This window comes from Actinoplanes sp. KI2 (genome assembly GCF_025630775.1).
Classification (GTDB): domain Bacteria; phylum Actinomycetota; class Actinomycetes; order Mycobacteriales; family Micromonosporaceae; genus Actinoplanes.
This window is the reverse complement of the sequence record NZ_JAOSZE010000055.1, coordinates 1-24,665: the sequence shown is the minus strand read 5'-3', so window position 1 is coordinate 24,665 and position 24,665 is coordinate 1. Positions and strand designations below refer to the sequence as shown.

Here is a 24,665-nt window from a genome sequence, read left to right as displayed (position 1 = left end):
CTGGTGAGCGACATTCCGCGTCGTGCCGCGTCCCGCACAGCGAGGCTGGCCGCGCTACCCCTGGGGTTCGCCGGACGCACCGCACTGGGTCTGGGCAAGCGGGCCGTCGGGATCGCCACCGACGTCATCTCGGCCGACATCCAGCAGCGCACCGCCGAGCAGCTGTTCAGCGTCCTCGGGCAGCTCAAGGGCGGCGCCATGAAGTTCGGCCAGGCGCTGTCGGTGTTCGAGGCGGCGCTGCCGGAGGAGATGGCCGGCCCCTATCGGCAGGCGCTCACCAAGCTGCAGGAGGCCGCGCCGCCGATGCCGGTGGCCAGCCTGCACAAGGCGCTCGCCGAGCAGTTGGGCGACGACTGGCGGGAGAAGTTCGCCGAGTTCGACGACAGCCCGGCCGCCGCGGCCAGCATCGGCCAGGTGCACCGCGCGCAGTGGAAGCTGCCGAGGGCGCGAAAGAACGCGAAGCAGAAGACCGTCGAGGTCGCGGTCAAGGTGCAGTACCCCGGGGCCGGCGAAGCGCTGCTCGCCGACCTCAAGCAGCTGTCCCTGCTGGCCGGCATGTTCAAGATCATTCAGCCGGGCATGGACATCAAGCCGCTGCTCGCCGAGCTCCGCGCCCGGATCACCGAGGAGCTCGACTACTCGCTGGAGGCGCAGACCCAGTCGGCCTTCGCCGAGGCGTTCGCCGGCGACGACGAGATCTACGTGCCCCAGGTGATCGCCTCCGCGCCGCGGGTGCTGGTCACCGAGTGGGTCGAGGGCACCCCGCTGGCCAAGGTGATCACCGACGGCACCGCCGAGGAACGCGACGAGGCCGGTCGGCTGATGGCCACCCTGCACTTCTCCGCCCCGGCCCGGGCCGGACTGCTGCACGCCGACCCGCACCCGGGCAACTTCCGGATCCTGCACGACGGCCGGCTCGGCGTGATCGACTTCGGCGCGGTGGCCCGGCTGCCCGGCGGGCACCCCGAGCCGATCGGCCGGCTCGTGCGGCTGGCGCTGGACGGCGACGCCGAGGCGGTCGCCGACGGGCTGCGCGCCGAGGGCTTCATCAAGCCGGACGACGAGCTCGACGCCGACGCGGTGCTGAAGTTCCTGCGCCCGATGATCGAGCCGCTCGCGGTCGACGAGTTCCGGTTCACCCGGTCCTGGCTGCGGGGCGAGGCGTCCCGGCTGGGCAGCCCGCGGTCCCCGGCATACCAGCTGAGCCGCAAGCTCAACCTGCCGCCGTCGTACCTGCTGATCCACCGGGTGACGCTGGGCTCGATCGGGGTGCTCTGCCAGTTGGAGGCGTCCGCACCGTACCGGTCGATCGTGGAGAAGTGGCTGCCCGGTTTCGCGCCGGTCGCGTGATCCTGCGCGCCGGCGTCATGATTCGATAAGTGTCATGGACGCCACCGCGCACATCGACGATCTCGGCAGTTTCATCACGGCGTCGCCCAGCTCCTACCACGCGGCGGCCGAGGTGGCCCGCCGGCTGACGGCGGCCGGCTGGACGACGCTGGACGAGACCGCCGACTGGCGCGAGGTGGTCCACCCGGGCTCCCGGCTGGTGCTCGTCCGGGACGGCGCCGTGCTCGCCTTCGCGGTCCCCGACCGGGTCGGGCCGGCCACCCCGTTCCGGATCCTCGGTGCGCACACCGACTCGCCGACCTTCAAGCTCAAGCCGCGGCCCGCGCTCGCCTCGAACGGCTGGCTCCAGGTGGCCGTCGAGGTCTACGGCGGCCCGATCATCGCCTCCTGGTTCGACCGGGAGCTCGCGCTCGCCGGCCGGCTGGTCACCCGGGACGGCACGGTCCACCTGGTGAACACCGGTCCGTTCGCCCGCATCCCGCACCTCGCGATCCACCTCGACCGGGAGGTGAACTCGTCGTTCGCGCCCGACCGCCAGCGCGACGTTCAGCCGGTCTTCGCGGTCGACGGCCCGGACGTGCTCGCCCACCTGGCCGGGCTCGCGGGCGTCCCGGTCGCCGAGGTCGCCGGGCACGACGTGGTCGCGGTCGACTCGGCGGCGCCGGCCCGGTTCGGCGCCGACCGCGCGCTGTTCGCCGCCGGCCGGCTCGACAACCTGTCCTCGGTGCACGCCGGCCTGACCGCCCTGCTGGACGCCTCGGCCGGGCACGAGGGCGTCGCCAAGGCCGCCGGCGTACGCGATGGTGCCGGCCGCCCGGCGATCGCGGTGCTGGCCGCCTTCGACCACGAGGAGCTCGGGTCGGAGAGCCGCTCGGGCGCGTCCGGGCCGCTGCTCGCCGACGTGCTCGACCGGGTCGCCGCGGCTCTCGGCATCGATCTGGCCCGCTCGCTGCCCGGCTCGTGGTGCCTGTCGGCCGACGCCGGGCACGCCGTGCACCCGAACCGGCCGGAGAAGCACGACCCGACCCATCGCCCGGTCCTCGGCGGCGGCCCACTCCTGAAGATCAACGCCAACCAGCGCTACACGACCGACGCGATCGGATCGGCGCTCTGGGTCCGCATCTGCGCGGCAGCCGGAGTGCCGTGGCAGCCGTTCGTGTCGAACAACGCGGTGCCGTGCGGGTCGACGATCGGACCGCTGACCGCGACCCGGATCGGCATACCGACCCTCGACGTGGGAACGCCGCTGCTCTCCATGCATTCGGCCCGCGAACTGTGCCATGTGGACGATCCGGCGTCGCTTGCCGCCGCAGCCGCCGTGTTCTTCACCGGCGCCTGACGCGAGACGGGCCCGTCCGCGCGGCGGACGGGCCCGTCTTGGTTCTTCTCATCGGTTGTCAGTGGGTCTCAGAAGTTCCTGCCGCCGAGTTCGCGGGAGGCCCGGTGGTGGGCCGCCATGGCTACCAGGCGGGCGGGACGGTGAGCCTCAGGTGTGTAGTCACGCTGAGGCCGACGCATTCGGGCCCGGGACAACGCTTCTTGGAGAAGTCTCATCTTGGAAGCTCCGCTCGTGCTCATCTCGGTCTCTGCTTTCGGTTGTGGCCTCGTGGCCGTTCGGGGAGGGATGTTTGCTGAAGTTGTCAGGCCGCGAGACGGACCTGGCTGCGGGACTCGAGACCGTTCGCGGCGAGCCGCTCCTCGACCTCGTGTGCCAGCTCGGCGTCGCGCGCCACGTCCGCCTTACGCGGACGGCCACGCGGCCGCTTGCGCGGAACCACGGCTCCACGCTCGAAAATCTCGCCGCCCCAGACACCCCAGGGCTCGTTCCGCTCGACCGCGCCGGCGAGGCACTCGACGCGCAGCGGGCAGTCCCCGCAGAGCGACTTGGCCAGCTCCAGCTGAGCCGGGGAGTCCGAGAACCACAGGTCCGGGTCGAACTTCCGACAGGGCAGGTTTGCCTCGATGTCGACGCTTACGTCGATCGGGGCCAGCGCCAGACTCATAAAGCCCGGTCACCTCTCTCTTCGTCGATCTTCTGGATCGCAGTGCTGGTCGTGCACCGGCCGGTGAGCCGGCAAAAAATTAGGCCGCGGACCCTGTACGGGTTCCGCGGCCTCGAGGTGAGCCGGTAGGTCTGGTCGATCAGACCGGCCTTCCTCGAGGCGGGACACCGCTGCCACCATCCGCGTAGCGCTTCTTGGAGACATCGAGGCCCTTGAACCCAGTGGTGCCATTGCTTCCGCCGATGGACGTCAGGACCTGGGCCAGCTCGGCCTGGACCTGGACCTGGTGCACCCGCGAAACCTGAGCCTGCTCGGCAGCAAGGATGACTACCGGCCAGACAGCCTGAGCCGGAGCTTTCGGCTCGGGGGCGATCAGAGCGCAGGCAGGGTGCAGCGGCATCGACGGTCGCTTGGTCATCGTGTAAATCTCCATCGTTGCCACCTCCTCCAGATGCACTGCACTCGTCATGCTTCTAATTGGGTTCTGCGTCTTGTGGAGCAGGGCGCTCCGCAAGACGTGTCCTGAGGCTATGCCTCTCGCTCAAGCGAGGGCAAACGAATTTACGGACTAGTTTTCAAAGTTTTTCGTCACGATGTCATCGGGGCTCGCGCCGCCCACGAGAGCGAAGACCGCGTCGCCGTACTGGCCGAGCTTGCGCGGGCCGATCCCGGCGATCGCCAGCAGTTCGGCGGGCTTGCTCGGGCGCCGCTCGGCCATGGCCACCAGCGTGGCGTCGGTGAACACCACGTACGCAGGGACTTTCAGCTCCTCGGCGGTGCGCTTGCGCCAGATCTGGAACCGTTCGAAAAGGTCTTCGTCGAGGTCGGACGGGCAGGTCGGGCAGCGGCCCAGCTTGCGGTCGGCGCCGGCCAGCAGGGTCGCGCCGCAGATCCGGCAGGAGGACACCTGCGGGCGGCGGCGGTCGGGTTTCCGACTTCGGTCGCCGGCTCGCTCGGTCGGCGAGTGGCGCTCGAGCCGCGGCAGGAAGCGGCACGGCCGACGTGGCCGGCCACCCGCGGAACGCGCCTGACCATAGGAAAGCCACAGCCATTGCCGCGCCCGGGTCACCCCGACGTAGAGCAGGCGGCGCTCCTCCTCCAACTGCTCGGGCGTCTTCGCGTACGTCGTCGGCAGGGTCCCGTCGGAGAGCCCGACGAGGAAGACGGCATCCCATTCGAGGCCCTTGGCCGAGTGGAGTGAGGCGAGCGTCACACCCTCGACGGTCGGCGCGTGCTGCTGCTCGGCCCGGCGGGACAGCTCGTCGTTGAACTCGGCGAGCGACACGTCCCGCTGCACGGCGCCGGCCTGACCGATCGGGACGAGCGTGGGCGCCTTCGCGTACTCCTCGGCGAGGGCGACCAACGCGGCCAGCGCCTCCCACTGCTCGCGGGCCGCGCCGCCGGCCGGGGGCTGCTCGCGCGACCAGCCGGTGGCCGCGAGCGCGTCGACCACCGCCGGCACCAGCGGGGTCTCGCCGGGCGTCGAGCGCACCGCGGCGCGCAACGCGATCATCGCCTGGCGGATCTCGGGCCGCTCGAAGAACCGCTCGGCGCCGCGCACCACGTACGGCACCCCGGCCTCGGCGAGCGCCTCCTCGTACGTCTCCGACTGGGCGTTGGTGCGAAACAGCACGGCGATCTCGCTGGCCGAGGTGCCCGCGGAGATCAGCTCCCGGCAGCGCCGGGCCACCGCGGCCGCCTCGCCCGCCTCGTCCGGAAAGATCTTGAGCTCGGGCTCGGCGCCCGGCGGCCGCTGGCCGACGAGCTCCAGCCGCAGCCGCGCCTCGCTGCCGCGGGCCTGCCGGATCACCGAGTTGGCCAGCCCGACCACCTGCGGCGTGGAGCGGTAGTCGCGGACCAGCCGGACCACCACCGCGCCGCGCAGCCGGCGCGGAAAGTCGATCAGGTACGCCGAGGTCGCGCCCGTGAACGAGTAAATCGTCTGGCTGGCGTCGCCGACCACGGTCAGATCGTCGCGCCCGCCCAGCCACGAGTCGAGCAGGCGCTGCTGCAGCGGGTTCACATCCTGGTACTCGTCGACCACGAAGTGCCGGTACTGGTTGCGGATCTCCTCGGCGACGTCCGGGTGCTCCTCGATGCCCCACACCGCGGCGCGCAGCATGTCCTCGAAGTCGATCACGCCCTGCCGGCGCTTGAGGGTCTCGTACGCGGCGAAGACCTCGGCGACCTTGGCGGGCTCGTACGGCGGCTCGCGCAGCGCCTTGGTCGCGGCGACCGCGTACTCCCCGGGCTCGACCAGCGACGATTTCGCCCACTCGATCTCGCCGGCCAGGTCGCGCGCGCCGGTGCGGTCGGCCCGGACGCCGACCCGGGCGGCGGCGAGGCCGACCATGCGTGCTTTGGACTCCAGCAGCTCGGGCATCTGGCGGCCCTCGAGCAGGCGGGGCGCGAAGTAGCGGACCTGGCGCAGGGCGGCGGCGTGGAAGGTGCGGGCCTGCACGCCGGTGGCGCCCAGCGCGCCGAGCCGGGCGCGCATCTCGGCGGCGGCGCGGGCGGTGAACGTGACGGCCAGCACGTGCCGCGGGCTGACCTCGCCGGTGAGCGTGCGGTAGGCGATGCGGTGGGTGATCGCACGGGTCTTGCCGGTGCCGGCGCCGGCCAGGATGCAGACCGGACCGGACGGGGCGGTCACCGCCGTCCGCTGCTCGGGGTCGAGCCCGGCCAGCACCGCATCAGTCCGCACGCGGGAATCATGGCACCCCGGTCCGACGTTGTGTCGCAAGGCAGAGTGCCATGTGACCCAGCCGAAGGGACCCCTGACCGATGTTGACCATGTATTCGACGTCCTGGTGCGGCTATTGCCACCGGCTCAAGTCGCAGCTCGACCGCGAGGGGATCGCCTACGACGTCGTCGACATCGAGCAGGACGAGGCCGCCGCCGAGTACGTGCAGACCGTCAACGGCGGCAACCGCACCGTGCCGACGCTGCGGTTCGGCGACGGGTCGGCGCTGACCAACCCGTCGATCGTCCAGGTCAAGGAGCACCTGGCCGCGATCGCCGCCTGAGGGCCGACCGTCCTTCAGACCGGCACCGAGCTTCGCCGTCCTTCAGACCGTCATCAGCGCCGAGGCCTTCTCCTCGGCTTCGGCGATGATGGCGTCCACCTCGGCGTTGCCCAGCGCGAGCTCGTCCGCGAGCGAAGCGAACAGCAGCAGGTGTACGGCGATGACCACGCTGTCGTCGATGTCGCCGGTCGGCACCGTCTCGCCGAGCGCGGCACGCACCAGCATCTCGGTGTCGAGGACCGGCAGTCCCGCCACCGCGTGATCGTGCACGGCGATCGCGACCGTGCGGCTGATCTCGGCCAGCGCCGCGTCCGGCTCGAACCGGCGGCGCACCGCCAGACCGAATGCGATCTCCCATACCCGGCGTGCCGACTCGTCCACCTCGCCGGTGGGCGAGCCGAAGCGGGACGGCGCCTCATCGCGCGCGGCCTGTCGCAGATAGCGGCCCGCCTCGGTCGCGATCAGCCCGGTGCCGGCGGCCTCGCCGGGCGGCAGGCGGCCGGAGAGCGACTCGGCGCTCGGCTGCGGCGGCGGGGGTTGCTCCCGTTCGCCGGCCTGCCGAGGTTGCTCCCGCACGCCGGCCGGCGGGGGTTGCTCCCGCACACCGGCGGGCGAGGGTTGCCCGGCACGCAGCGATCGGCGCCGACCGCGTCCGACCGGCTTGGCCACCGCCGGCGGCGGCTCCTGCGACTCGGTCGTGGCGGCCGGCTCCTCGGGCTCGGGCTCGTCCTTGCCGAGGCGGGAACGTCGTCTGCTCTTCGTCACGTCACCCTCCGCCCGACCACCCGGTTGCGCGGCCGATCGAAGCGGGCCACCCGCTGCTCGGCCTGATCGATCAGGGCGTACAGCTCGGCGGGCGGCTTCCCCGGCGGGCGGGTGAGGTCGCCGACCACGTGGCAGATCAGCTCGAAGCGCCGCAGCTCGGGCATGCCGTGCGCCAGCTCCGGCTCGCCGAGCGCCGCGCGGATGATCGCCTCGGCCTCCCGGGCCAGCTCGCCGTCGGCCGGGAGCGACTGGTACTCCAGCAGGTCTCGTACGTAACGGGTGACTTCGCGCGGCTCGCGCCCGACGAAGCTGCGGCGGATCGCCACGATGAACAGCTCCCGCAGCAGCCGGACGGCGCGCGGCGAGTCGCTGAGACGAGACAGCGACCGCGCCGGACGCTCCTCCCCGAGTGCCTCGAGGATGAGCCGGCCCGCCGCGGTCGCCGCCTTGTCTAATGTCCCGGTTTGCCCCACGTAGGGGACTCTAACGGGGGTCTTACGGGATGAGAGCCGGAATGCTGGAGTCCAGCAGGCCCCGCTCCTTGAGCGCGCCGTAGAGCGGCGTGGTGGCCGGGTAGTGGCCCCACGCGTGGTCGCCGGTGCCGTCGCCCTCGGGGCAGTGGCCGAGCAGCTGCTTCTGCACCGGGTTGAGACCGTCGAACCACGGCTCATTCGGCAGGTGGGCGACGTCGTCGCGGCCGGCGATCCAGCGGTACGTGTACCCGAAGAAGGCGCCCATGCGGGTGTACGTCGAGTAGTTGTCCGACCGGGCGTGCCAGATGCGGCGGTCGAAGACGACCAGGTCGCCCGGCTTCGCGGTGATCTGGGTCGCGCCCTCCGGCTGCGGCCACGGGACGCCACGGCTCGGCGGGCCGGGCAGCCAGTTGGTCTTGTGGCTACCGGGGATGACGGTGAAGTTGCCCCGGCCGGTCTCGCTCACGTCGGAGAACCAATACGCCAGCTTGACCGAGAACATCGGCCGCGGGTCGGTCTCGATCTCGCGGTTCTGCCGGCCGCCGTCCTGGTGCCAGTGCCACCACTCCTTCTGCTGCTCGTGGATCTGCGGGTGCACGTCCACGTGGGAGTGGTAGATGTGAATGTTCCACCCGAGCAGCGACCAGATGTACTTGAACGCGGTCGGGTGGTCGATCAGGTACGCCAGCTCGGGGACGGAGGTCACCGCGGAGAGCTGGTGCAGAGCGCCGGTCGCGTTCAGCCCGTGGCCGCCGGGCTCCTGGGCCCGCTCGTACGCAGCCTGGATCGCGTTGCGCCCAACCTCGATCTCGCTCTCGCTGAGCACCCCGGGCACGACGAGGATTCCGTCCCGGTCGAACTGGGCGCGCTCGTCGTCCGTCATGGGCGCCCAGGCGGGCGCCTCCACCTGCGTCATCGAAAATCCACCTCTCGGTCTTTGTAGTTCGAGACGCAGCGGGGGCCGGTTTTGGTTACCGGGGAAGGAGAAAACTTTTCTACTTCGACCGATATCAATGCGTTACCGGGTGAAACCACCCAACCACGTCTCTATCAGGTAGAAGGCGATCGAAGAGCGCATCGGCAGGCTCATCCGGACGCCCGTCTCGGGGTGAACGAAACCGCCGGCGATCATCTTCGCGACGTCGTCCCGAGTGAACCAGTGCGCCTCGTCGATCTCCTCCGGGTCGAGCCGGATGGGCTGCGCCGGGTCGGCGACGGCGTGGAAGCCGAGCATCAGCGAACCGGGGAACGGCCAGGATTGACTACCCGCGTACGAGAGGCCGGACAGCGGGATGCCCACCTCCTCAGCCACCTCGCGCAGCACCGCGGCCTCGGCCGACTCGCCCGGTTCCACGTAGCCCGCCAGGCAGGAGAAGCGCAGCACGCCGTCCGGACCGACCGGCCAGGTGGCGTTGTGCCCGAGCAGGCAGCGGCCGTCCGGCCCGGCCACGCCGTCGTGCACCAGCACGATCATCGCCGGGTCGGTGCGCGGCCACATGTCGTTGCCGTCGGTGTCCCGGCGCACCCAGCCGGCCTCCACCGCCGTGGTGGCCAGCCCGGTGCGCGGCGAGAACGCGTGACTCGCGTGCCAGTTGGCCAGCGCCGCCGCGGTCGTGAACAACCCGGCGTCCCGGGCGTCGAGCAGGTGACCCACGTCGCGCAGGGACGCCGCCCGGACCCCCTCGGCCTCGGGCAGCGCCGCGGCGACCGCCCAGAGTGCGGTGCCGTCCGGGTCGACGCCGAGGAACCAGTGCTCGGCGTCGGCCGGCGCGTCGACCGCGGGAACGAGCACCAGGCCGACGCCGCCGTCCGGCCGGTCCTCGACCATGGCCCGTCCGCGCGGATCGACGGTCAGCACCAGGCCCTGGGACCAGGCCTCGGCGAGCCAGGCCTCGTCCCGGCGGCGCACGGCGGAGCGGTCGAGCGTGCTGCGCGCCAGCGGCGGCGTCGCGGGGAACTCGGGGCTGCTCACGCGGTGCCGCGCACAACCTGGGTGAGGGCGGCCAGCGGGGCCGCCACCTTCTCGGCGTCGCCGAGCACGACGGTGACCGCCTGGGTCGGCGCCAGGAACTTGGCGGCCACCTCGGCCACCTGATCCAGGGTCGCCGTGGCCAGGGCCGCCGAGTACTCGCGCAGATGCTCGAGGCGCAGGCCGAAGCTCGCGTACATGCTGGCCAGGCCCGCCAGGCCGGCCTGGGTGGACATGCCGAGCCGCAGCGAGCCCAGGGCGTACCGGCGGGCCTGCTCGAGCTCGTCCTCGCCGGGCGGGAGGCTGGCTATCCGGCCCAGCTCGTACAGCGTCTCGAGCAGCGACGGGCCGGTCACCTCGGTGGCCACCTCGGCCGCGACCAGCAGCGAGGAACCGGCCAGGTAGTGCTCGATCGAGGTCGACGGGCCGTACGTGTAGCCCTTGTCCTCGCGCATGTTCTCCACCCAGCGGGAGGAGAAGTAGCCACCGAAGATCATGTTGGCCAGCGCCAGGGCCGCGTACTGCGGGTCGGTGCGCGGCAGCGCGGGCAGCGCCATCCGCAGCGAGGACTGCACGGCGCCCGGGCGGTCGACCAGCAGCAGCGGGCCGGGCTCGAGCGGCGGGGTCGCCGGCATCGACTCGTCCCGGCCGGGACCGGTCCAGCTGCCCAGCGCCTTCTCGGCGGCGTCGATCGCCTTCTCCGGGTTGATGTCGCCGACCAGCACCAGCACGGCGCCCTCCGGGCGGACCCGGTCGGCGTGCAGGCTCCGCAGTTGGGCCGGGCGGACCGCGCGGACCTGCTCGGGCTCGGGCGTCTGGATCGCGTACGGGTGCTTGCCGAACATCCGCCGGAGCAGCGCGGTGCGGGCGATGTGCGCCGGTTGGGTGAGCGCCACGTTGATGTGGTCGACCAGCCGGTCGCGCTCGGTGGCGACCTCGGAGTTCGGGTACGCCGGGTCGGTCAGCACCGCGGCCAGGATCTCGAGCATCCGGTCCAGCCCGGTGGCCAGCGCGTTTCCGGTGATCACCAGACGGTCCGGGTCGAGCCCGGCGGAGAGGCCGCCGCCGACCGCCTGCAGTTGCGCCGCGATGTCGACGCTCGACATGGTGCCGGTGCCGGTGAACAGCGCCTGGGACAGCAGGGTGGCCCGGGGCAGCGGCGCCTTGCTGAACGGCACCCGCAGCCGCAGCTCGACCAGCGGCACCGAGGTACGCCGGATGGCGATCACCGTGAGCCCGCCGGGCAGCGAGCGCTCGGCCTGCCTGGGGAGTTTGAGCTTGGCGTCCGGCCGCAGGTCGGGCAGGTTCTTGGTGGTCATTGGGCGGCTCCCGGGAGGACCTCGACGGTGGCGCGCCGGTCGGGGCGCAGGGCGGCCGCGGCGGTGACGATCTGCGCCTCGGTTACCTCGCCGACCAGCTTTGGCAGTTCGTTGAGCAGTTCGGGACGACCGCGCTGCAACTCCAGCACCGCCATCGGCAGCGCCCGGCCGAGCACGGCGTCGGTGTCGCGCAGCAGGTGGGTCGCGATGCGCGCCTGGGTACGCTCCAGCTCGCCCGGGGCGAGCCCGTCGTGCACCAGGCGGTCGAGCTCCTCGTCGACCGTGCGCAGCACCTTCTCCGCGTCGCCGCCGGGTGGCATGTGCGCCTGCAGCAGCAGCGCGGTCGGGTTGCGCACCTGGAACTCGTCGCCCATGAAGCCGATGTAGCCGCCGATGCTGGTCACCGAGCGGTCCCGCTGGACCAGCCGCTCGACCAGCCGGGAGGCCTCGCCGTCGGTGAGCACCTCGGCGAGCACCACGTACGGCAGGTATTCGGCGAAGCCGGCGATCGGGTCGGGCACCCGCCAGGCGCTGGCCACGCCGGGCAGCGGGGCGAGCCGGTCGGTGTAGACGTCGCGCCGCTCGCCGTCGAGCCCGGGCTCGTCGAAGTCGGGCAGCGGCGGCGCCGGGCGGGCCGGCACGTCGCCGAAGTGCCGCTCGATCATCGCGGTGGCCTCGGCCACGTCGAAGTCGCCGGCCACCGACAGCGTGGCGTTGCCGCTGGCGTAGTAGCGGTCGAAGAAGGCCACCGCGTCCTCGACGGTGGCGCTGTCCAGGTCGCCGAACGAGCCGTAGCCGTCGTGCGCGTTGGCGAAGGTGGAGAACATCACCGGGGGCAGCTTGAGCCAGGGGAACCCGCCGTACGGCCGGTTCAGCACGTTGACCCGGATCTCCTCCTTCACCACGTCGATCTGGTTCAGCAGGTTTTCCTCGGTCAGCCGGGGGCCGCGCATGCGGTCGGCCTCGAGGAAGAGCGCCCGCTCGAGGGCGCCGGCCGGCAGCACCTCGAAGTAGTCGGTGAAGTCGAGGTGGGTGGAGCCGTTGAAGGTGCCCCCGGCGCCCTGCACGTGCCGGAAGTGGGCCAGCTTCTCCAGGTTTTCCGAGCCCTGGAACATCAGGTGCTCGAAGAGGTGAGCGAACCCCGTCCGCCCCTCCGGCTCGGAGCGGATGCCCACGTCGTAGACGACGGCCACGCCCACGACGGGTGCGCTGCGGTCGGGCGTGAGAACCACCCGCAGGCCGTTGTCCAGGGTGAATCGCTCGACCGGGTACTTGGTTGCGGGGATCTTTGTTCTGCGCGCCACGGACTGACATTAGCGCGCTCCGTGTGCACCGTGGCCACGGCAGGTCACCAACAGGCAGAGCGCCAATTTCGATCTATGGGTCGATTTAGCCCGTCCGAGTACTACGCATCCCGCGATGCGGTCCGCCCTTGACGACCCTTTCCCATCTCGTCCATTATTCCCATGCATCAGATAGGGAAAGCAGAGTTTGGAGTGGAGCGGAGGACCGGACCGTGTACGTCTCGGCGCGCACCGACTACGCGGTAAGAGCCATGCTCGCCATCACCGCCGAACAGCCGCACCTGGTCAAGGCCGCCGAACTGGCCGCCGCCCAGGACATTCCGCTCAGCTTTCTCCAGGGCATCCTGCTCGATCTGCGCCGCGCCGGGCTGCTGCACAGCCACCGCGGCGTGGACGGCGGGTATGCGCTGGCCCGGCCGGCCGAGGAGATCACGGTCGGTGACGTGGTGCGGGCCGTCGGCGGCGCGCTGACCACCGTGCGCGGACTGCCCACCGCCACCACGACCTACCACGGCGCCGCGACGGGGCTGCGTGACGTGTGGGTCGCCGTCGAGGAAGCCATCGAGGGCGTCGTCGACCACCGGACCTTGGCCGAACTCTCCCCGATAAACAAATAACAAGGAGTGAGCATGAGCTCCCGCACCATACGTGTGCTTGCCCTGGCCGCCACCGCCCTCATCACCGCGACCGTCCTCACCGCCTGCGGCAAGGACGACGACAAGGCCGCCGCGAACAGCACCGCCGAGGCGTCGGCGATCCGGCTCGGCTACTTCCCGAACATCACCCACGCGCCCGCGCTGATCGGCGTCAACAAGAACTTCTTCCAGGACGCCCTGGGCAGCACCAAACTAGAGGCGAAGACCTTCAACGCCGGCCCGGCCGCGCTCGAGGCGCTGATCTCCGGCGCGATCGACGCCACCTACATCGGCCCGAACCCGGCGATCAACGGCTGGTCCCAGTCGAAGGGCCAGGCCCTGAAGATCATCGCGGGCAGCACCTCCGGCGGCGCCGGCCTGGTGGTCAAGCCGGGCATCAACACCGCGGCGGATCTCAAGGGCAAGAAGCTCGCCACTCCGCAGCTGGGCAACACCCAGGACGTCGCGCTGCGCTCCTGGCTCAAGCAGAACGGCCTGAACGCCGACGCCCAGGGCGGCGGCGACGTCTCGATCCTTCCGCAGGACAACGCAACCACGCTGCAGGCGTTCGCCCAGGGCGCGATCGACGGCGCCTGGGTGCCCGAGCCCTACTTCAGCCGGCTGCAGCTGGAGTCCGGCGGCAAGGTGCTGGTCAACGAGAAGGACCTGTGGCCGGGCGGCCAGTTCGTCACCACCCACCTGATCGTCTCGCAGGACTTCCTGAAGAAGTACCCGGGCACGGTCAAGAAGCTCCTGCAGGGCCACCTCAAGGCGCTGGACTACATCAAGACCGACAACGCCGACGCACAGAAGGCGGCCAACGCCCAGATCCAGGCGCTCTCCGGCAAGCCGCTGAAGGACAAGATCCTCGCCGCGTCGTTCAGCAACCTCAGCTTCACCGCCGACCCGATCGCCTCCTCCCTGTTCACCAGCGCTCAGCACGCCCAGGATGTCGGCCTGCTCAAGCCGGTCGACCTCAAGGGCATCTACGACCTCGGCCCGCTGAACGAGCTGCTCAAGGCGGCCGGTCAGCCCGAGGTGAGCGACGCCGCGGCCTGAAAGGCGGGAACACCATGAGCCTCCTGGAACAAACCAACGTCCGTACCACCGATGCGGTCGTCCGTCTCGAGAACGTCTCCAAGCAGTACGGGTCGGGCGCCTCGGCGCTGCTGGCGCTCGATCACGTCTCGCTGACGGTCCGGCAGGGCGAGTTCGTCTGCCTACTGGGCGCCTCCGGCTGCGGCAAGAGCACGCTGCTCTCGCTGGTCGCCGGGCTCGACCGGATCAGCGCAGGCACCCTGGACATCGGCGGCCGGCACGTCTCGCTGATGTTCCAGGAGGCCGCCCTCTTCCCCTGGTTGTCCGTCGCCGGCAACGTCGAGCTGCCGCTGCGGCTGCAGGGGGTGGGCAAGGCCGAGCGCAGGAAACGCGCGCAGGAGCTGCTGGAGATCGTCCGGCTGGGCGGCTTCGGCGGGAAGCGCCCGCACGAGCTCTCCGGCGGGATGCGTCAGCGGGTGGCGCTGGCCCGCGCGCTGGCGCAGAACGCCGACATTCTGCTGATGGACGAGCCGTTCGGCGCGCTCGACGCGATGACCCGCGACATCCTGCACGACGAGCTCGAGCGGATCTGGCGGGAGCAGGAGCTCACCATCCTGTTCGTGACCCACAACGTCCGCGAGGCGGTGCGGCTCGGTGACCGGGTTGTGCTGCTGAGCAGCCGGCCCGGCCGGGTGATCGAGGACTTCCCGATCACCCATCATCGGCCGCGGCGCATCGACTCCCCCGAGGTCGCCGGCCAGGCCGGCGAGATCACCGACCGGCTCCGCGCGGAGGTGGCCCGCCATGCCCATTAAGTACCCGTCCGCTCGCGCCGGGCTCGAGGGCGCGCTCGAGGGCCCTTCCGTCACGGCGACTGTGCAGGACAACGAGGTCTCCGGGCTCGACGCGCTCGAGCTCGCGCCGAAGACGGACAGGGGCACGACCGGCAAACGGATCTGGAAGAGCGCCTGGCCCAAGCTGCTGGCCGTGGCGATCGTGCTGCTGGTCTGGCAGCTCGTGGTCTGGTCCGGGTGGAAGCCGGATTACGTGCTGCCCGGCCCGCAGACGGTGTTCAGCGACCTGAAGGACGTGATCACCACCGGGGACTTCTGGGACGGCGTGCGGCTCACGCTGACCCGGGCGCTCATCGGCTTCGGCCTGGCGGTCCTGATCGGCACGGTGGTGGGCGCGGCCGTCTCCCGTTTCGCGCCGCTGCGGGCCGCGATCGGCTCGCTGATCACCGGCCTCCAGACGATGCCGTCGATCATGTGGTTCCCGCTGGCCATCCTGCTCTTCCAGATCAGCGAGAGCGCGATCATGTTCGTGGTGATCATCGGTGCCGCGCCGTCGGTGGCGAACGGTCTGATCAGCGGCATCGACTACGTGCCGCGGACCTGGCTGCGGGTCGGCCAGGTGCTGGGCATGAAGGGCTTCGCGAAGTACCGGCACCTGATCCTGCCGGCGTCGCTGCCGTCGTTCATCTCCGGGCTCAAGCAGGGCTGGGCGTTCTCCTGGCGCAGCCTGATGGCCGGTGAGCTGCTGGTGATCGTGCCGGGGGCGCTGTCCATCGGCGTACGCATGCAGCAGGCCCGTGATCTTTCCGACTCCAGCCTGGTGATCTGCTACATCATCGTCGTGCTGGCCATCGGCATCCTGATCGACCTGCTGTTCAACGCGGCCGACAACAGCCTGCGCAAGCGCTGGGGCCTGACCAGCAGCTAACCCACCCGGACCGAACGCATGACGTCGTCGACCACGTAGTCCCACTGCTTGTGGGTGCCGGGGATCGACACGTACAGGACGGCCGCGCTCGGCTTGCCGACGTCGATGACCGCCACCGCCGAGAGCTCGTCGGTGGCGGTCAGTCCGGGCGCATGGAAGTGCAACCGGAACTCGCTGAGGTAGGCCGGCCGGCCGCCCAGCGTGGTGAGCCCGTCCTTGATCCGGTCGAGCGTGTTCGGCTGCGGGTAATACATCGCCCGGACGTCCGCGGCCACCTGCTGGCCCACGCACTCCAGGTTGAGCGTCACGGCGTCGTTGTCACCGGCCGGCACCGCGGCGGACAGGATCGACGCGTGGTAGTCGCCCCCGGCGTACGTCTCGGTGATGAAGTGCTGGCCGGTCTTGTACGGCACGTTGAGCGTCCCGGCCCGCCACACCTCGTCCCACGGCACCCAGGGCGCGCCGTACGCCTTGTACGAGATCCCCGCCTCCTGGTCGACCGTGCGCGCGCCGGTCACCGGGGGCAGCGCGCTCGGCGTCTGGGTCGGCGCGGCGCTCGGCGACGAGGTGGGCTCGGGGCAGGCCTTGGCCAGCGGGGGCCGCACGTCCGTGGGCGCCGACTCCTGGTGGCCGAAGACGCCGGCGTCGCCGGAGAACGCGAGCACCAGGATGACGGTCAGGCCGACCGCCACGATCCCGCCCGCGATGCCCGCGAAGATCTGCAGCTGACGCCGCCGTCGCCGCGGGCCGTCCGGCCGGGGCCGCTCCGGCGGGGCGGGCGGTGGCGGGACCGGCGGGCCGGGCGGAGCCGTCACCATGCCCGACGCGAACCGGTCGCCGGGCCGCTGCCAGGCGAACGCCTCGGGGGTCGGCTCAGACATGAGCCCCAGTGAACACCACGTACCTGAGCGCCGCCCGTGCGGAGCGCGCCTCACCGGGTGATCGTGGTCTCCCCGGCCGGGCGGTCGTCGACGAGGTGGACGATGTGGTCGCGGACGGTGGTGACCCCGGCGGAGGTGGGCGGTGCGACCGGGTACCACGGCGCGAAGACCACCGCCAGGACGACGGCCAGACCCGCGGCGGCCACGGCGAGCACGAACGCCAGCTCACGACGGGCGGGCGTGCTGCGCATGCGGTCCTCCCCGGGACGGCGAACAGAGGCGTCACAGATAAAGACGCAATCGAGGCGCGGTTGGTTGCAACCCGGCTCAGCCGATCTTCAGCGCGTTCGGCTACCGTCTTTCCATGGAACTCGTGTATCCCCCGGTCATCGGCTTAGCCAAGACGATGTTCCGCGCACTCGACCTGCGTATCGAGGTCGACGGTGCCGAGCACATCCCCACCGAGGGCGGGGCGGTGCTGGCGAGTAACCACGTGAGCTATCTGGACTTCATCTTCTGCGGCCTGGCCGCCCAGCCGGCCAAGCGCCTGGTCCGGTTCATGGCGAAGAAGTCGGTTTTCGACCACAAGATCAGCGGTCCGCTCATGCGCGGCATGCGGCACATCCCGGTCGACCGGGACGCCGGGGCGGCGTCGTTCCGCGAGGCCACCAACGCGCTGAAGGGCGGCGAGGTGGTCGGCGTGTTCCCCGAGGCGACGATCAGCGAGTCGTTCACGGTCAAGGGGATGAAGTCCGGCGCGGTGCGCCTGGCTCGTACGGCGAAGGTGCCCCTGATCCCGATGGTGGTCTGGGGCCCGCATCGGCTGTGGACCAAGGGGCACAAGAAAGACCTGACCAAGCGGCACGTGCCGGTGCTGATCAAGGTGGGTCAGGCGATCGAGATGCCCAAGGGGGTCTCGCCCGAGGCGCTGACCGCGACGCTCAAGGCACGGCTCACCGGCCTGCTCGACGCGGTGCAGAAGGCGTACCCGGAAAAGCCCGCCGGCCCGGACGATCGCTGGTGGCTCCCCGCCCATCTGGGCGGTACGGCGCCGCTGCCGGAGGCGGCGGCCGTCTGACACTCATGAGCGGCGCCGCACCCCACCAGAGATGCGGCGCCGTCACATAGAGATCTGACCTTTTGCGAAGATCAGACTGCGCGGATGTTCGCGGCCTGCGGGCCCTTCTGGCCCTGGGTGACCTCGAACTCGACTCGCTGGTTCTCCTCCAGGCTGCGGTAGCCCGACATCTGGATCGCGGAGAAGTGGGCGAAGACGTCGGCCCCGCCGTCGTCCGGGGTGATGAACCCGAAGCCCTTGTCCGCGTTGAACCACTTCACAACGCCGGTAACCATGATCGTCTCCTCGACGGTCGATCGTTCCCGGCCATTATGGACGGGAACGAGGTGGTAAGACCCGGATTCCCCGGGTCTCGTGTCGCCGTACTGATCGCCCGTACCGGAGAAACCCGGGTTACGACGAAGAGCGCCTGGGGCAGACTTCCCCACAGGCGCTCCTGAGTACTTGGGAACCAAACGAACAACGACCGCAGCCTAGCACGGAAGAGGGGACTCAGCGGTGATCGGCGTACAACTGGCGGAGCAGCTCCGGGCAGCGGGTCTGGGCTGGAAGCCGGCCCTGGGCGACCGCTTCGCGATCCCGGACCGGGATCTGGACAACGAAGTTTTCGTGCTCAGCAACATGACCATACAGGTACATAACGCGCCAGAAGGCCGGGTGATCGGCTTCAACGGGACCACCGAGTGGGCCCTCGACGACGTCGAGCTCGAGGAGGCGATCTGGCTGCCGCGCGAGGACCAGCTGCGGGAGCTGCTCGGCGGGACCTTCCGCGGCCTGCGCCGCGACACCGAGGGCTTCGAGGTGACCATGGAGCTGCTGGGCGAGAAGCGACGCTTCGAGGGGCCTACCGCCGAGGACGCGTACGCGGGCGCGCTGCTCCACCTGCTGGCGGCGGCGGCCGATTAGCCGCTCTTGCCCCCGGCGGCGCCGATTAGCCGCTCTTGATCTCCCGGCGGCGGCCGGTCAAGCCCTCGCCTCGGGGAGCTCCGCGAGCAGCGCGGTCAGCGCCTCGGCGTCCAGCAGATCTGCCGGGCGGACGGTCACCTGCTCGCGCACGTAGTGGAAGCCGGCCCGGACCCGGTTGATCGGCACCCCGGCCAGCGAGGCCCAGGCGATCCGATACGCGGACAGCTGCACCGCCGCCGCCTCCGCCTCGGCACCGGTGGGCCGCCGTCCGGTCTTCCAGTCGATCACGTCGTACCGGTTGCCCGACTCGGCGAAGACGGCGTCCATCCGGCCCCGCACCACCACGCCGGCCACCGAGGTCGCGAACGGCACCTCCACCTCGATCGGGGTACGGTCGGCCCACTCCCCGGTCAGGAACGCCTCCTGCAGGGCGGCCAGTTCGTCGTCCGCGGCCGCCTCGTCGTCGGCCGCGCCCGGCAGCTCGTCGATGTCGATCAGCCGGGCCGAGCCGAAACGCTGCTCCAGCCAGGCGTGGAAGGCGGTGCCCCGGCGGGCGTACGGCGCGGGCCGGCGCGGCAGCGGGCGGCGCAGCGAGCGGGCCAGCGCCTGCGGGTCGCGGCGCAGCACCACCAGCTGGGAGACGGACAGGTGGGCGGGCAACGCCACCTCCACCGGGCCGTCCCGGCGGGACCGCTCGTCCCGCTCGGCCAGCAGCAGGTCGGCCTCCCGCCGCCAGCGCACGACATCCGGATCGGCCGCGTCGTCGGGGGTCGGCAGCCCGACCAGGTCGGCCGCGAAGCCCGCCCGCGCGGCGATCTCCGGCTCGCGGGCGGCCAGCTCGGCGAACGCGGTCGCGGCCGACGCATCCGGGTCGGCGATCATGCGGCGGATCAGGTCGGCGGCCGCGGTCATGGCCGGACGGCGGCGACCCAGCGGGTCGAGCGGCCACTCCAGCGAGGTCACCTCGTCCCCGGACGGGTTGGTCGCATCCGGCGCCGGCTCCGGCGCCCACTCGGTGACCAGCCCGGCGCCGGCCGCACAGCTCGCCCGGATCTCGTCGAGGAACACCGACGGCCCCCGCGGCCGCTTCACGCCCTCGCCCCACCAGTACCCCGAGCAGAGCAGGAGACGGCGGGGACGGGTTACCGCCACGTACGCCAGCCTTCGTTCTTCTCGTTCGTCATGGTCCCGCCAGGCCCGGCCGAACGCGGTGACCGCGGCCAGCACGCCCTTCTGGTCCTCGGCCGGCGAGAGATCGAGCCGGGGCAGGCCGTCGGCGTCGCCGCGCAGCGGGAACGGCAGCACGCCGATGCCCATCAGGTAGTGATCGGTGCCGCGAACCAGGCCCGGCCAGACGCCCCGGCACAGACCGGCCACCGACACCACGTCCCACTCCAGGCCCTTCGCGGCGTGCGCGGTCAGGATCTGCACGGCGCCCTCGACCACGTCGACCTGGCCCGGCTCGAGGCCGCGCTCCTCCTCCTCGGCCGCGGCCAGGAAGGCGAGAAAGCCGGCCAGCGTGCCGCCGTCGGTCTCGGCCGCGTAGCGGGCCGCCACGTCGCCGAGCGCGTCCAGGTGCCCGCGGGCCAGTCCCGCGTCGCCGGCCCGCCAGCCGCGCACGGCGACCTCGACGTCCAGCCCGGTGGTCCGCTCGATGTCGGCCACCAGGTCGGGCAGCGGCTGGTCCAGCCGCTGCCGCAGGGCGCCCAGCTCCCGGCTGTACGCGCGCAGCCGCAGGTAGCCCTCGGCCGAGTACTGCTGCGGGGCGCCCAGGTCGGCCATCGCCTCGATCAGCGTCGCGTCGTCGAGCCGGTCGGCGAGCACCTCCTGGGGGTCGGCCCGGTTGACCACCTCGGCGCGGGCCGCGGCCAGCCCGCGCGCCCGCCGATGCAGCGCCACCAGGTCGCGCGGGCCGATCCGCCAGCGGGCGCCGGTCAGCAGCCGCAGCAGCGAGGCGCCGTCGGCCGGGTCGGCCAGCACCCGCAGCGTGCACACCACGTCCCGGACCTCGGGGGTGTCCAGCAGGCCGCCCAGGCCGACCACCTCGACCGGCAGCCCGCGGGCCCGCAGCGCCTGCTCGATCACCGGGATCTGGCTGCGCACCCGCACCAGCACCGCGCTGGTCGGACGCTTCTCCACCGGGATCTGCTCGGGCGACGCGTCGAACATGCCGGCGGCGATCCGCCAGGCGGTCAGCATCTGGTCGGCGATCCAGTCCGCTTCGTTCTGGTACGTCGGCAGCAGAGCACAACTGACCGTGCGCCCGCCCACGCTGGCCGCCACCCGGGACGCGGCCCGCAGCGTGGCCACCTGCGCGCCGAAGTCCCGCAGCGGGCGGGACAGCTCGTTGGCCACCTCGAGGATCTCGGGGCGGTTGCGCCAGCTCGTGGTGAGGGTCTTGGTCGCCGCGTCCGCACCCTCGGCGGTGACGAACTCGCCCGGGAAGCGGTCGAGCGTGCCGGCCGAGGCGCCACGCCAGCCGTAGATCGACTGGCAGGGGTCGCCGACCGCGGTCACCGGATGGCCGCCGCCGAACAGCGCGTTCAGCATCGTCACCTGGGCGTGGCTGGTGTCCTGGTACTCGTCGAGCAGGACGATCCGGTACCGGCCGCGCTCGATCTCGCCGACCTCGGGGTGATCGCGGGCCACCCGGGCGGCGCGGGCCATCTGGTCGCCGAAGTCCATCGCCTCCAGGTCGAGCTTGCGCTGCTCGTAGAGGCGCACCAGGGGCAGCAGGGTCAGCCGCTGCCGCTGCCGCTGCAGCACGTCGGAGACGTCCTTGTAGACCCGGCCGGGCAGCTCCTGCACCTCGGCGAAGAACCGGCCGGTCCAGGCGGCCAGCTCGTCCGGGCCGACCAGGTGCTCGGCCAGCTCGGCGGCGAGCGCGAGCACGTCGTCGGTGACCGTGCCGGGCGCCCGGTTGAGCCCGGTCATCTCGCCGGTGTACGACCGGACCAGCGAGTCGACGATCTGCCAGCGGGCCGCCTCGGTCAGCAGGCGGGCGGACGGTTCGAAGCCGGCGCGCAGGCCATGCTCGGTGACGATCCGGGCCGCGTACGAGTGGTACGTGGCGATCGTGGCCTCGCCGACCAGCGCGTCGTCCCGGCCGAGCCGCCGCACCAGCTGGCCGAGCCGGGTGCGGACCCGGTGGGCGAGCTCCCCGGCCGCCTTCCGGGTGAAGGTGAGGCCGAGGATCTGGTCGGGATGCGCGTACCCGTTGGCGACCAGCCACACCACCCGGGAGGCCATCGTCTCGGTCTTGCCCGAGCCGGCCCCGGCCACCACCAGCAGCGGCTCCACCGGCGCCGAGATGATCTCTTCCTGTTCGCCGGTGGGCGGCGGCAGGCGCAACAGCCTGGCCAGCTCGGCGGGCGTGTAGCGCGGTCCCGAGTCGGCACGACGACGTGGCGCCGACGGTTCGTCGGCGAAGAGGCTGGGCTGGGTCACTGCGTATCTTCTACTACCTGGCGCCCCTTGCCGGAGATCGGGCAGCTGGTGCGGACCGGGCAGACCCGGCACCGGCTGTTCGCCACGGCCGAGAACGTGGCCGCGGCCATCGTCTCGGCGGTGCGGCGGACCATCGCGTACGCCCATTGCGGGTCGGCCGCGTCGGCCAGCGGAAGTTGCATCTGCTCGCGAGCATCTTTGCCGGGCCCGAGTTGCACGAGCGCGGCACCCCCGCTCTCGGCGCCGTGGCCGTGGCCGGCGAAGGCGCCGGCCTCGACGGCGGCCTGGTAGCCGGCCAACTGGGCGTGCTCCTCGAGGTCGGCGGAGGAGACGGTGGTGGTCTTGCCGGTCTTGAGGTCGATCACGACGAGCCGGCCGTTCTCGTCCACCTCGAGCCGGTCGACCCGGCCGGTGAGCTGGATCGGGCGCTTGTCGTCCTCGATGCGCACGGTGAACTCGTGCTCGATGGCCAGCAGTCGCCGCGGGTTGGCGGCCAGCCAGCGCAGCAGCTTGTCGACCATGCCCTGGGCACGTTCCTGCTCGGGGCCGGCCAGCCAGCGGGCGGCGAGCTCGATCGCGTCGAACCGGGCGTCGACGTACTCGACGAGCTTCTCCCGATCGGCGTTGGCGTCCTCGGCGAGCATCGCGGCGGCGTGCACGAGGTTGCCGACGCCCTGGGCGGGGCCGGGTGGTGCGGCGCCGCCGTGCCGTTCCAGCAGCCAGCGCAGGCTGCAGCGGAGGGCGCTCTCCATCGAGGACGGGGTGACCTTGACCGGTTGGCCCTCCTCGACCAGCGGCCGGTCGTCCGAGAGCGGGCGCAGCCCCCACCACTCGTCGGGATGCGCACCGGGCACGCCGGCCGCGGCCAGCCGAGCCAACTCCGCCGCGGCGGCCCACCGCCGGCCGGGCGTCTGGTCAGGCCCGACCACGACGGTCCGCAGCTCCGCCACGAGCCCGGCGAGCGTCAGCGCCCGCGGCGCCCGCCCGACCGGAATCTCCCCGTCGCCGATCTCGCCGTCGCGGATCCCCGGCCGCCCACGGTAATCGTCACCCGTCGGGCCGGCACCGTCCGCGCTTTCTAAGGTCGGCGTGCCGGCTTCCTTTTCGCCGGGGGCGGGCTCGTCGCTCCCCGCGGCGCCTGGGCCGGAGGGGCCGGCCGAGTCGGGGCCGGGCGCGTCGGGGCCGGGCGAGTCGGGGCCGGGCGCGTCGGGGCCGGGTGGGCCGGAGGGGCCGGGCGAGTCGGGACCGGGCGAGTCGGGGTCGGGTGGGCCGGTGTCCCAAGGGTCGGGGTCGGGCGGGTTGCCCGATGGCGGTGGGGACTCGGGGCCGGGGATCGGGAAGGACAACTCGGTGAGGAAGCGGCTCGGCTGCTCCTCGCCCTCGGCACCCCCCACGCCGGCCGAGGCCACGGCCGTGACGATCAGCTTGCGGCGGGCGCGGGTGGCGGCCACATAGAAGAGGCGGCGCTCCTCGTCGAGCAGCGCGGACGTCTCGCCGACCACCGCGGCCGAGCCGGTAGCGGCGCGGCCGGCGAGGACGTCGACCAGGCGTTCCGAGCCGAGCAGGCTGCCGCGCAGGCGCAGGTCGGGCCAAATCCCCTCCTGCACGCCGGCCAGGACCACGACCTCCCACTCCAGGCCCTTGGCGGCGTGCGCGGTGAGCAGCCGCACCGCCTCGCCGCGGTCGGCGCTCGGTGCGATCGAGTCGGCCGGAAGGTCCTGCCCGAGCACGTGGTCGAGGAACACCTCGGTGCGCGCGCCGGGCAGCCGGTCGACGAATCGGGCCGCCGCGTCGAAGAGCACCACCATCGAGTCGAGATCACGGTCGGCCGCCTCGGCACGCCACTGCCGGGCACGGGCCACGTCGGCGTCGTCCGAGAGACCGACCCGGGTGCTCATGCCGAACCAGCGGTCGGACAGGCCGCTCTCCCGCCAGACCGTCCACAGCACCTGCTCGGCGTCGGCGCCCGGCTCGGCGGCGGCCGCCCGGGCGGTGGTGATCAGCCGGGCCACGGTCTGCGCGGGCCGGGCCCAGCGGCGGTCGACCATGTCGAGGCCGGTCGGGTCGCGAACGGCGTCGAGCAGCAGCTCGCCGGAGGGGCGCCGGTCGCCGGCCGCCAGGGCCAGCGCGCGGAGTCCCTGGCGCAGCCGGCGCTCGGCCAGCGGGTCGGCACCGCCCAGCGGCGAATGCAGCAGGGCCACGGCGGCTTCCTCGTCGAGCGCTGCCGGGTCGAGGGCGCATCGGAGCAGCAGCAGGAAGGGCGCGACGGCTGGCTGGAGGTGCAGCGGCATGTCCTCGGCGTGCGTGACGGTCGGGACGCCGGCCGCGGCGAGGGCGCGCTGGAAGGACGGCAGCTGCAGCGAGGTGGACCGCAGCACGACCGCCATCCGCGACCAGGGGACGCCGTGCAGAAGGTGCGCCTCGCGAAGGGTGTGTGCCACATAGGCGCTCTCGGCGGTCGCCGCCCGGAACGTCCGGACGACCACCCCCTCGGCCAGACCATCCGCCGCGGCGGCGGCACCGCCGGGCTGCTCGCCACGCCCACCCGGCAAGTGCCCGCGCTCGGCGCGCCCCGCCTCACCGGGCGGATGACCAGGCTCAGCGCGCCCACCATCCGGCCCGTCGGCGTGCGAATGGCTGGGCTCGGCGCGGCCCGCCCCACCGAGCGCCTGACCGGGCTCGCCGGGCGCCTGGCCCGCCCCGCCGGGCGCGTGGCCGGGCTCGGCGGGCGCGTGGCCGGGCTCGGCG

At 72.1% G+C, this 24,665-nt stretch carries 24 protein-coding genes; 10 read left to right on the top strand and 14 right to left on the bottom strand.

The genetic code is table 11. The annotated features are described in order from the left end of the window. Positions 1 to 3: 3 nt before the first annotated feature. Entirely contained in the window at positions 4 to 1,350 is a 1,347-nt protein-coding gene (locus tag ODJ79_RS40100) for an ABC1 kinase family protein (protein WP_263028940.1), read from the top strand. 34 nt (positions 1,351 to 1,384) lie between these two features. Continuing rightward, on the top strand, positions 1,385 to 2,689 hold the full coding sequence (locus tag ODJ79_RS40095; protein WP_263028939.1) for a M18 family aminopeptidase: 1,305 nt from the start codon (positions 1,385 to 1,387) through the stop codon (positions 2,687 to 2,689). 301 nt (positions 2,690 to 2,990) lie between these two features. On the opposite strand, the gene ODJ79_RS40090 is transcribed toward ODJ79_RS40095, so the two are convergent. From ODJ79_RS40090 to ODJ79_RS40080, 3 genes are all read right to left on the bottom strand, one after another. Continuing rightward, positions 2,991 to 3,353, bottom strand: a complete 363-nt coding sequence (locus ODJ79_RS40090; protein ID WP_030442546.1) for a WhiB family transcriptional regulator — start codon at positions 3,351 to 3,353, stop codon at positions 2,991 to 2,993. A gap of 139 nt (positions 3,354 to 3,492) precedes the next feature. Then, positions 3,493 to 3,786, bottom strand: coding sequence for a hypothetical protein (locus tag ODJ79_RS40085; RefSeq protein ID WP_263028938.1), 294 nt, complete (start codon positions 3,784 to 3,786; stop codon positions 3,493 to 3,495). A gap of 135 nt (positions 3,787 to 3,921) precedes the next feature. Next, positions 3,922 to 6,057 (bottom strand): ATP-dependent DNA helicase UvrD2, encoded by a 2,136-nt coding sequence (locus ODJ79_RS40080; RefSeq protein WP_263028937.1) that lies wholly within the window; start codon positions 6,055 to 6,057, stop codon positions 3,922 to 3,924. Positions 6,058 to 6,137: 80 nt separating this feature from the next. Between ODJ79_RS40080 and ODJ79_RS40075 the strand changes: the two genes are divergently transcribed. Then, positions 6,138 to 6,380 (top strand): mycoredoxin, encoded by a 243-nt coding sequence (locus tag ODJ79_RS40075; RefSeq protein WP_263028936.1) that lies wholly within the window; start codon positions 6,138 to 6,140, stop codon positions 6,378 to 6,380. 42 nt (positions 6,381 to 6,422) lie between these two features. Here the strand turns inward: ODJ79_RS40075 and ODJ79_RS40070 are convergent, their stop codons facing one another. The 6 genes from ODJ79_RS40070 to ODJ79_RS40045 all read right to left on the bottom strand — a co-directional run bounded on the left by ODJ79_RS40070 (position 6,423) and on the right by ODJ79_RS40045 (position 12,210). Continuing rightward, on the bottom strand, positions 6,423 to 7,145 hold the full coding sequence (locus tag ODJ79_RS40070; protein WP_263028935.1) for a hypothetical protein: 723 nt from the start codon (positions 7,143 to 7,145) through the stop codon (positions 6,423 to 6,425). Next, a complete protein-coding gene (locus ODJ79_RS40065) occupies positions 7,142 to 7,618 on the bottom strand; it encodes a hypothetical protein (RefSeq protein ID WP_263028934.1) in 477 nt (158 codons plus the stop codon). The genes ODJ79_RS40070 and ODJ79_RS40065 overlap by 4 nt, the downstream gene beginning before the upstream one ends. Positions 7,619 to 7,640: 22 nt before the next feature. Further along, positions 7,641 to 8,534: a phytanoyl-CoA dioxygenase family protein gene (locus ODJ79_RS40060; protein ID WP_263028933.1), complete on the bottom strand. Its 894-nt coding sequence runs from the start codon at positions 8,532 to 8,534 to the stop codon at positions 7,641 to 7,643. Between the two features lie 102 nt (positions 8,535 to 8,636). Continuing rightward, the gene (gene nudC, locus ODJ79_RS40055; protein WP_263028932.1) at positions 8,637 to 9,590 is read right to left on the bottom strand and encodes an NAD(+) diphosphatase; all 954 of its coding nucleotides are present in this window, start codon (positions 9,588 to 9,590) and stop codon (positions 8,637 to 8,639) included. Continuing rightward, entirely contained in the window at positions 9,587 to 10,906 is a 1,320-nt protein-coding gene (locus tag ODJ79_RS40050; RefSeq protein WP_263028931.1) for a M16 family metallopeptidase, read from the bottom strand. The genes nudC and ODJ79_RS40050 overlap by 4 nt, the downstream gene beginning before the upstream one ends. Next, positions 10,903 to 12,210: a M16 family metallopeptidase gene (locus ODJ79_RS40045; RefSeq protein WP_263028930.1), complete on the bottom strand. Its 1,308-nt coding sequence runs from the start codon at positions 12,208 to 12,210 to the stop codon at positions 10,903 to 10,905. Before ODJ79_RS40045 ends, ODJ79_RS40050 begins: the two co-directional genes overlap by 4 nt. A 212-nt stretch (positions 12,211 to 12,422) precedes the next feature. On the opposite strand from ODJ79_RS40045, the gene ODJ79_RS40040 reads away from it, so the two are divergent. From ODJ79_RS40040 to ODJ79_RS40025, 4 genes are read left to right on the top strand one after another with little or no spacing between them, the layout of a single operon-like run. Then, the gene (locus ODJ79_RS40040) at positions 12,423 to 12,827 is read left to right on the top strand and encodes an RrF2 family transcriptional regulator (RefSeq protein ID WP_263028929.1); all 405 of its coding nucleotides are present in this window, start codon (positions 12,423 to 12,425) and stop codon (positions 12,825 to 12,827) included. A gap of 12 nt (positions 12,828 to 12,839) precedes the next feature. After that, complete coding sequence (locus tag ODJ79_RS40035; protein WP_263028928.1) at positions 12,840 to 13,904, top strand: ABC transporter substrate-binding protein; 1,065 nt, start codon at positions 12,840 to 12,842, stop codon at positions 13,902 to 13,904. Between the two features lie 14 nt (positions 13,905 to 13,918). After that, positions 13,919 to 14,698, top strand: a complete 780-nt coding sequence (locus tag ODJ79_RS40030; protein WP_263028927.1) for an ABC transporter ATP-binding protein — start codon at positions 13,919 to 13,921, stop codon at positions 14,696 to 14,698. Further along, the gene (locus ODJ79_RS40025) at positions 14,688 to 15,605 is read left to right on the top strand and encodes an ABC transporter permease (protein WP_263028926.1); all 918 of its coding nucleotides are present in this window, start codon (positions 14,688 to 14,690) and stop codon (positions 15,603 to 15,605) included. Before ODJ79_RS40030 ends, ODJ79_RS40025 begins: the two co-directional genes overlap by 11 nt. Here the strand turns inward: ODJ79_RS40025 and ODJ79_RS40020 are convergent. Together ODJ79_RS40020 and ODJ79_RS40015 are read right to left on the bottom strand one after the other, a co-directional pair. Continuing rightward, positions 15,602 to 16,486 carry a hypothetical protein gene (locus tag ODJ79_RS40020; RefSeq protein WP_263028925.1) on the bottom strand — a complete coding sequence of 295 codons (885 nt, stop codon included), beginning with the start codon at positions 16,484 to 16,486 and terminating at the stop codon, positions 15,602 to 15,604. The two genes, ODJ79_RS40025 and ODJ79_RS40020, sit on opposite strands and share 4 nt — an antisense overlap. Before the next feature lie 50 nt (positions 16,487 to 16,536). Beyond that, entirely contained in the window at positions 16,537 to 16,737 is a 201-nt protein-coding gene (locus ODJ79_RS40015; RefSeq protein ID WP_263028924.1) for a hypothetical protein, read from the bottom strand. Positions 16,738 to 16,850: 113 nt separating this feature from the next. Here ODJ79_RS40015 and ODJ79_RS40010 point away from each other — a divergent pair, with 113 nt between their 5' ends. Next, positions 16,851 to 17,564 (top strand): lysophospholipid acyltransferase family protein, encoded by a 714-nt coding sequence (locus tag ODJ79_RS40010; protein WP_263028923.1) that lies wholly within the window; start codon positions 16,851 to 16,853, stop codon positions 17,562 to 17,564. Between the two features lie 71 nt (positions 17,565 to 17,635). On the opposite strand, the gene ODJ79_RS40005 is transcribed toward ODJ79_RS40010, so the two are convergent. Then, positions 17,636 to 17,839 carry a cold-shock protein gene (locus tag ODJ79_RS40005; protein WP_030442529.1) on the bottom strand — a complete coding sequence of 68 codons (204 nt, stop codon included), beginning with the start codon at positions 17,837 to 17,839 and terminating at the stop codon, positions 17,636 to 17,638. A gap of 223 nt (positions 17,840 to 18,062) precedes the next feature. On the opposite strand from ODJ79_RS40005, the gene ODJ79_RS40000 reads away from it, so the two are divergent. Beyond that, a complete protein-coding gene (locus tag ODJ79_RS40000) occupies positions 18,063 to 18,470 on the top strand; it encodes a pilus assembly protein CpaE (RefSeq protein WP_263028922.1) in 408 nt (135 codons plus the stop codon). A 57-nt stretch (positions 18,471 to 18,527) separates the two neighbouring features. Here ODJ79_RS40000 and ODJ79_RS39995 read toward each other — a convergent pair whose 3' ends face one another. Together ODJ79_RS39995 and ODJ79_RS39990 are read right to left on the bottom strand one after the other, a co-directional pair. Beyond that, positions 18,528 to 21,917, bottom strand: coding sequence for an ATP-dependent DNA helicase (locus ODJ79_RS39995; RefSeq protein ID WP_263028921.1), 3,390 nt, complete (start codon positions 21,915 to 21,917; stop codon positions 18,528 to 18,530). Further along, entirely contained in the window at positions 21,914 to 24,304 is a 2,391-nt protein-coding gene (locus ODJ79_RS39990) for a PD-(D/E)XK nuclease family protein (RefSeq protein WP_263028920.1), read from the bottom strand. The genes ODJ79_RS39995 and ODJ79_RS39990 overlap by 4 nt, the downstream gene beginning before the upstream one ends. Before the next feature lie 18 nt (positions 24,305 to 24,322). Here ODJ79_RS39990 and ODJ79_RS39985 point away from each other — a divergent pair. Continuing rightward, on the top strand, positions 24,323 to 24,665 hold a 343-nt coding region (locus ODJ79_RS39985), incomplete at its 3' end, for a hypothetical protein (RefSeq protein ID WP_263028919.1).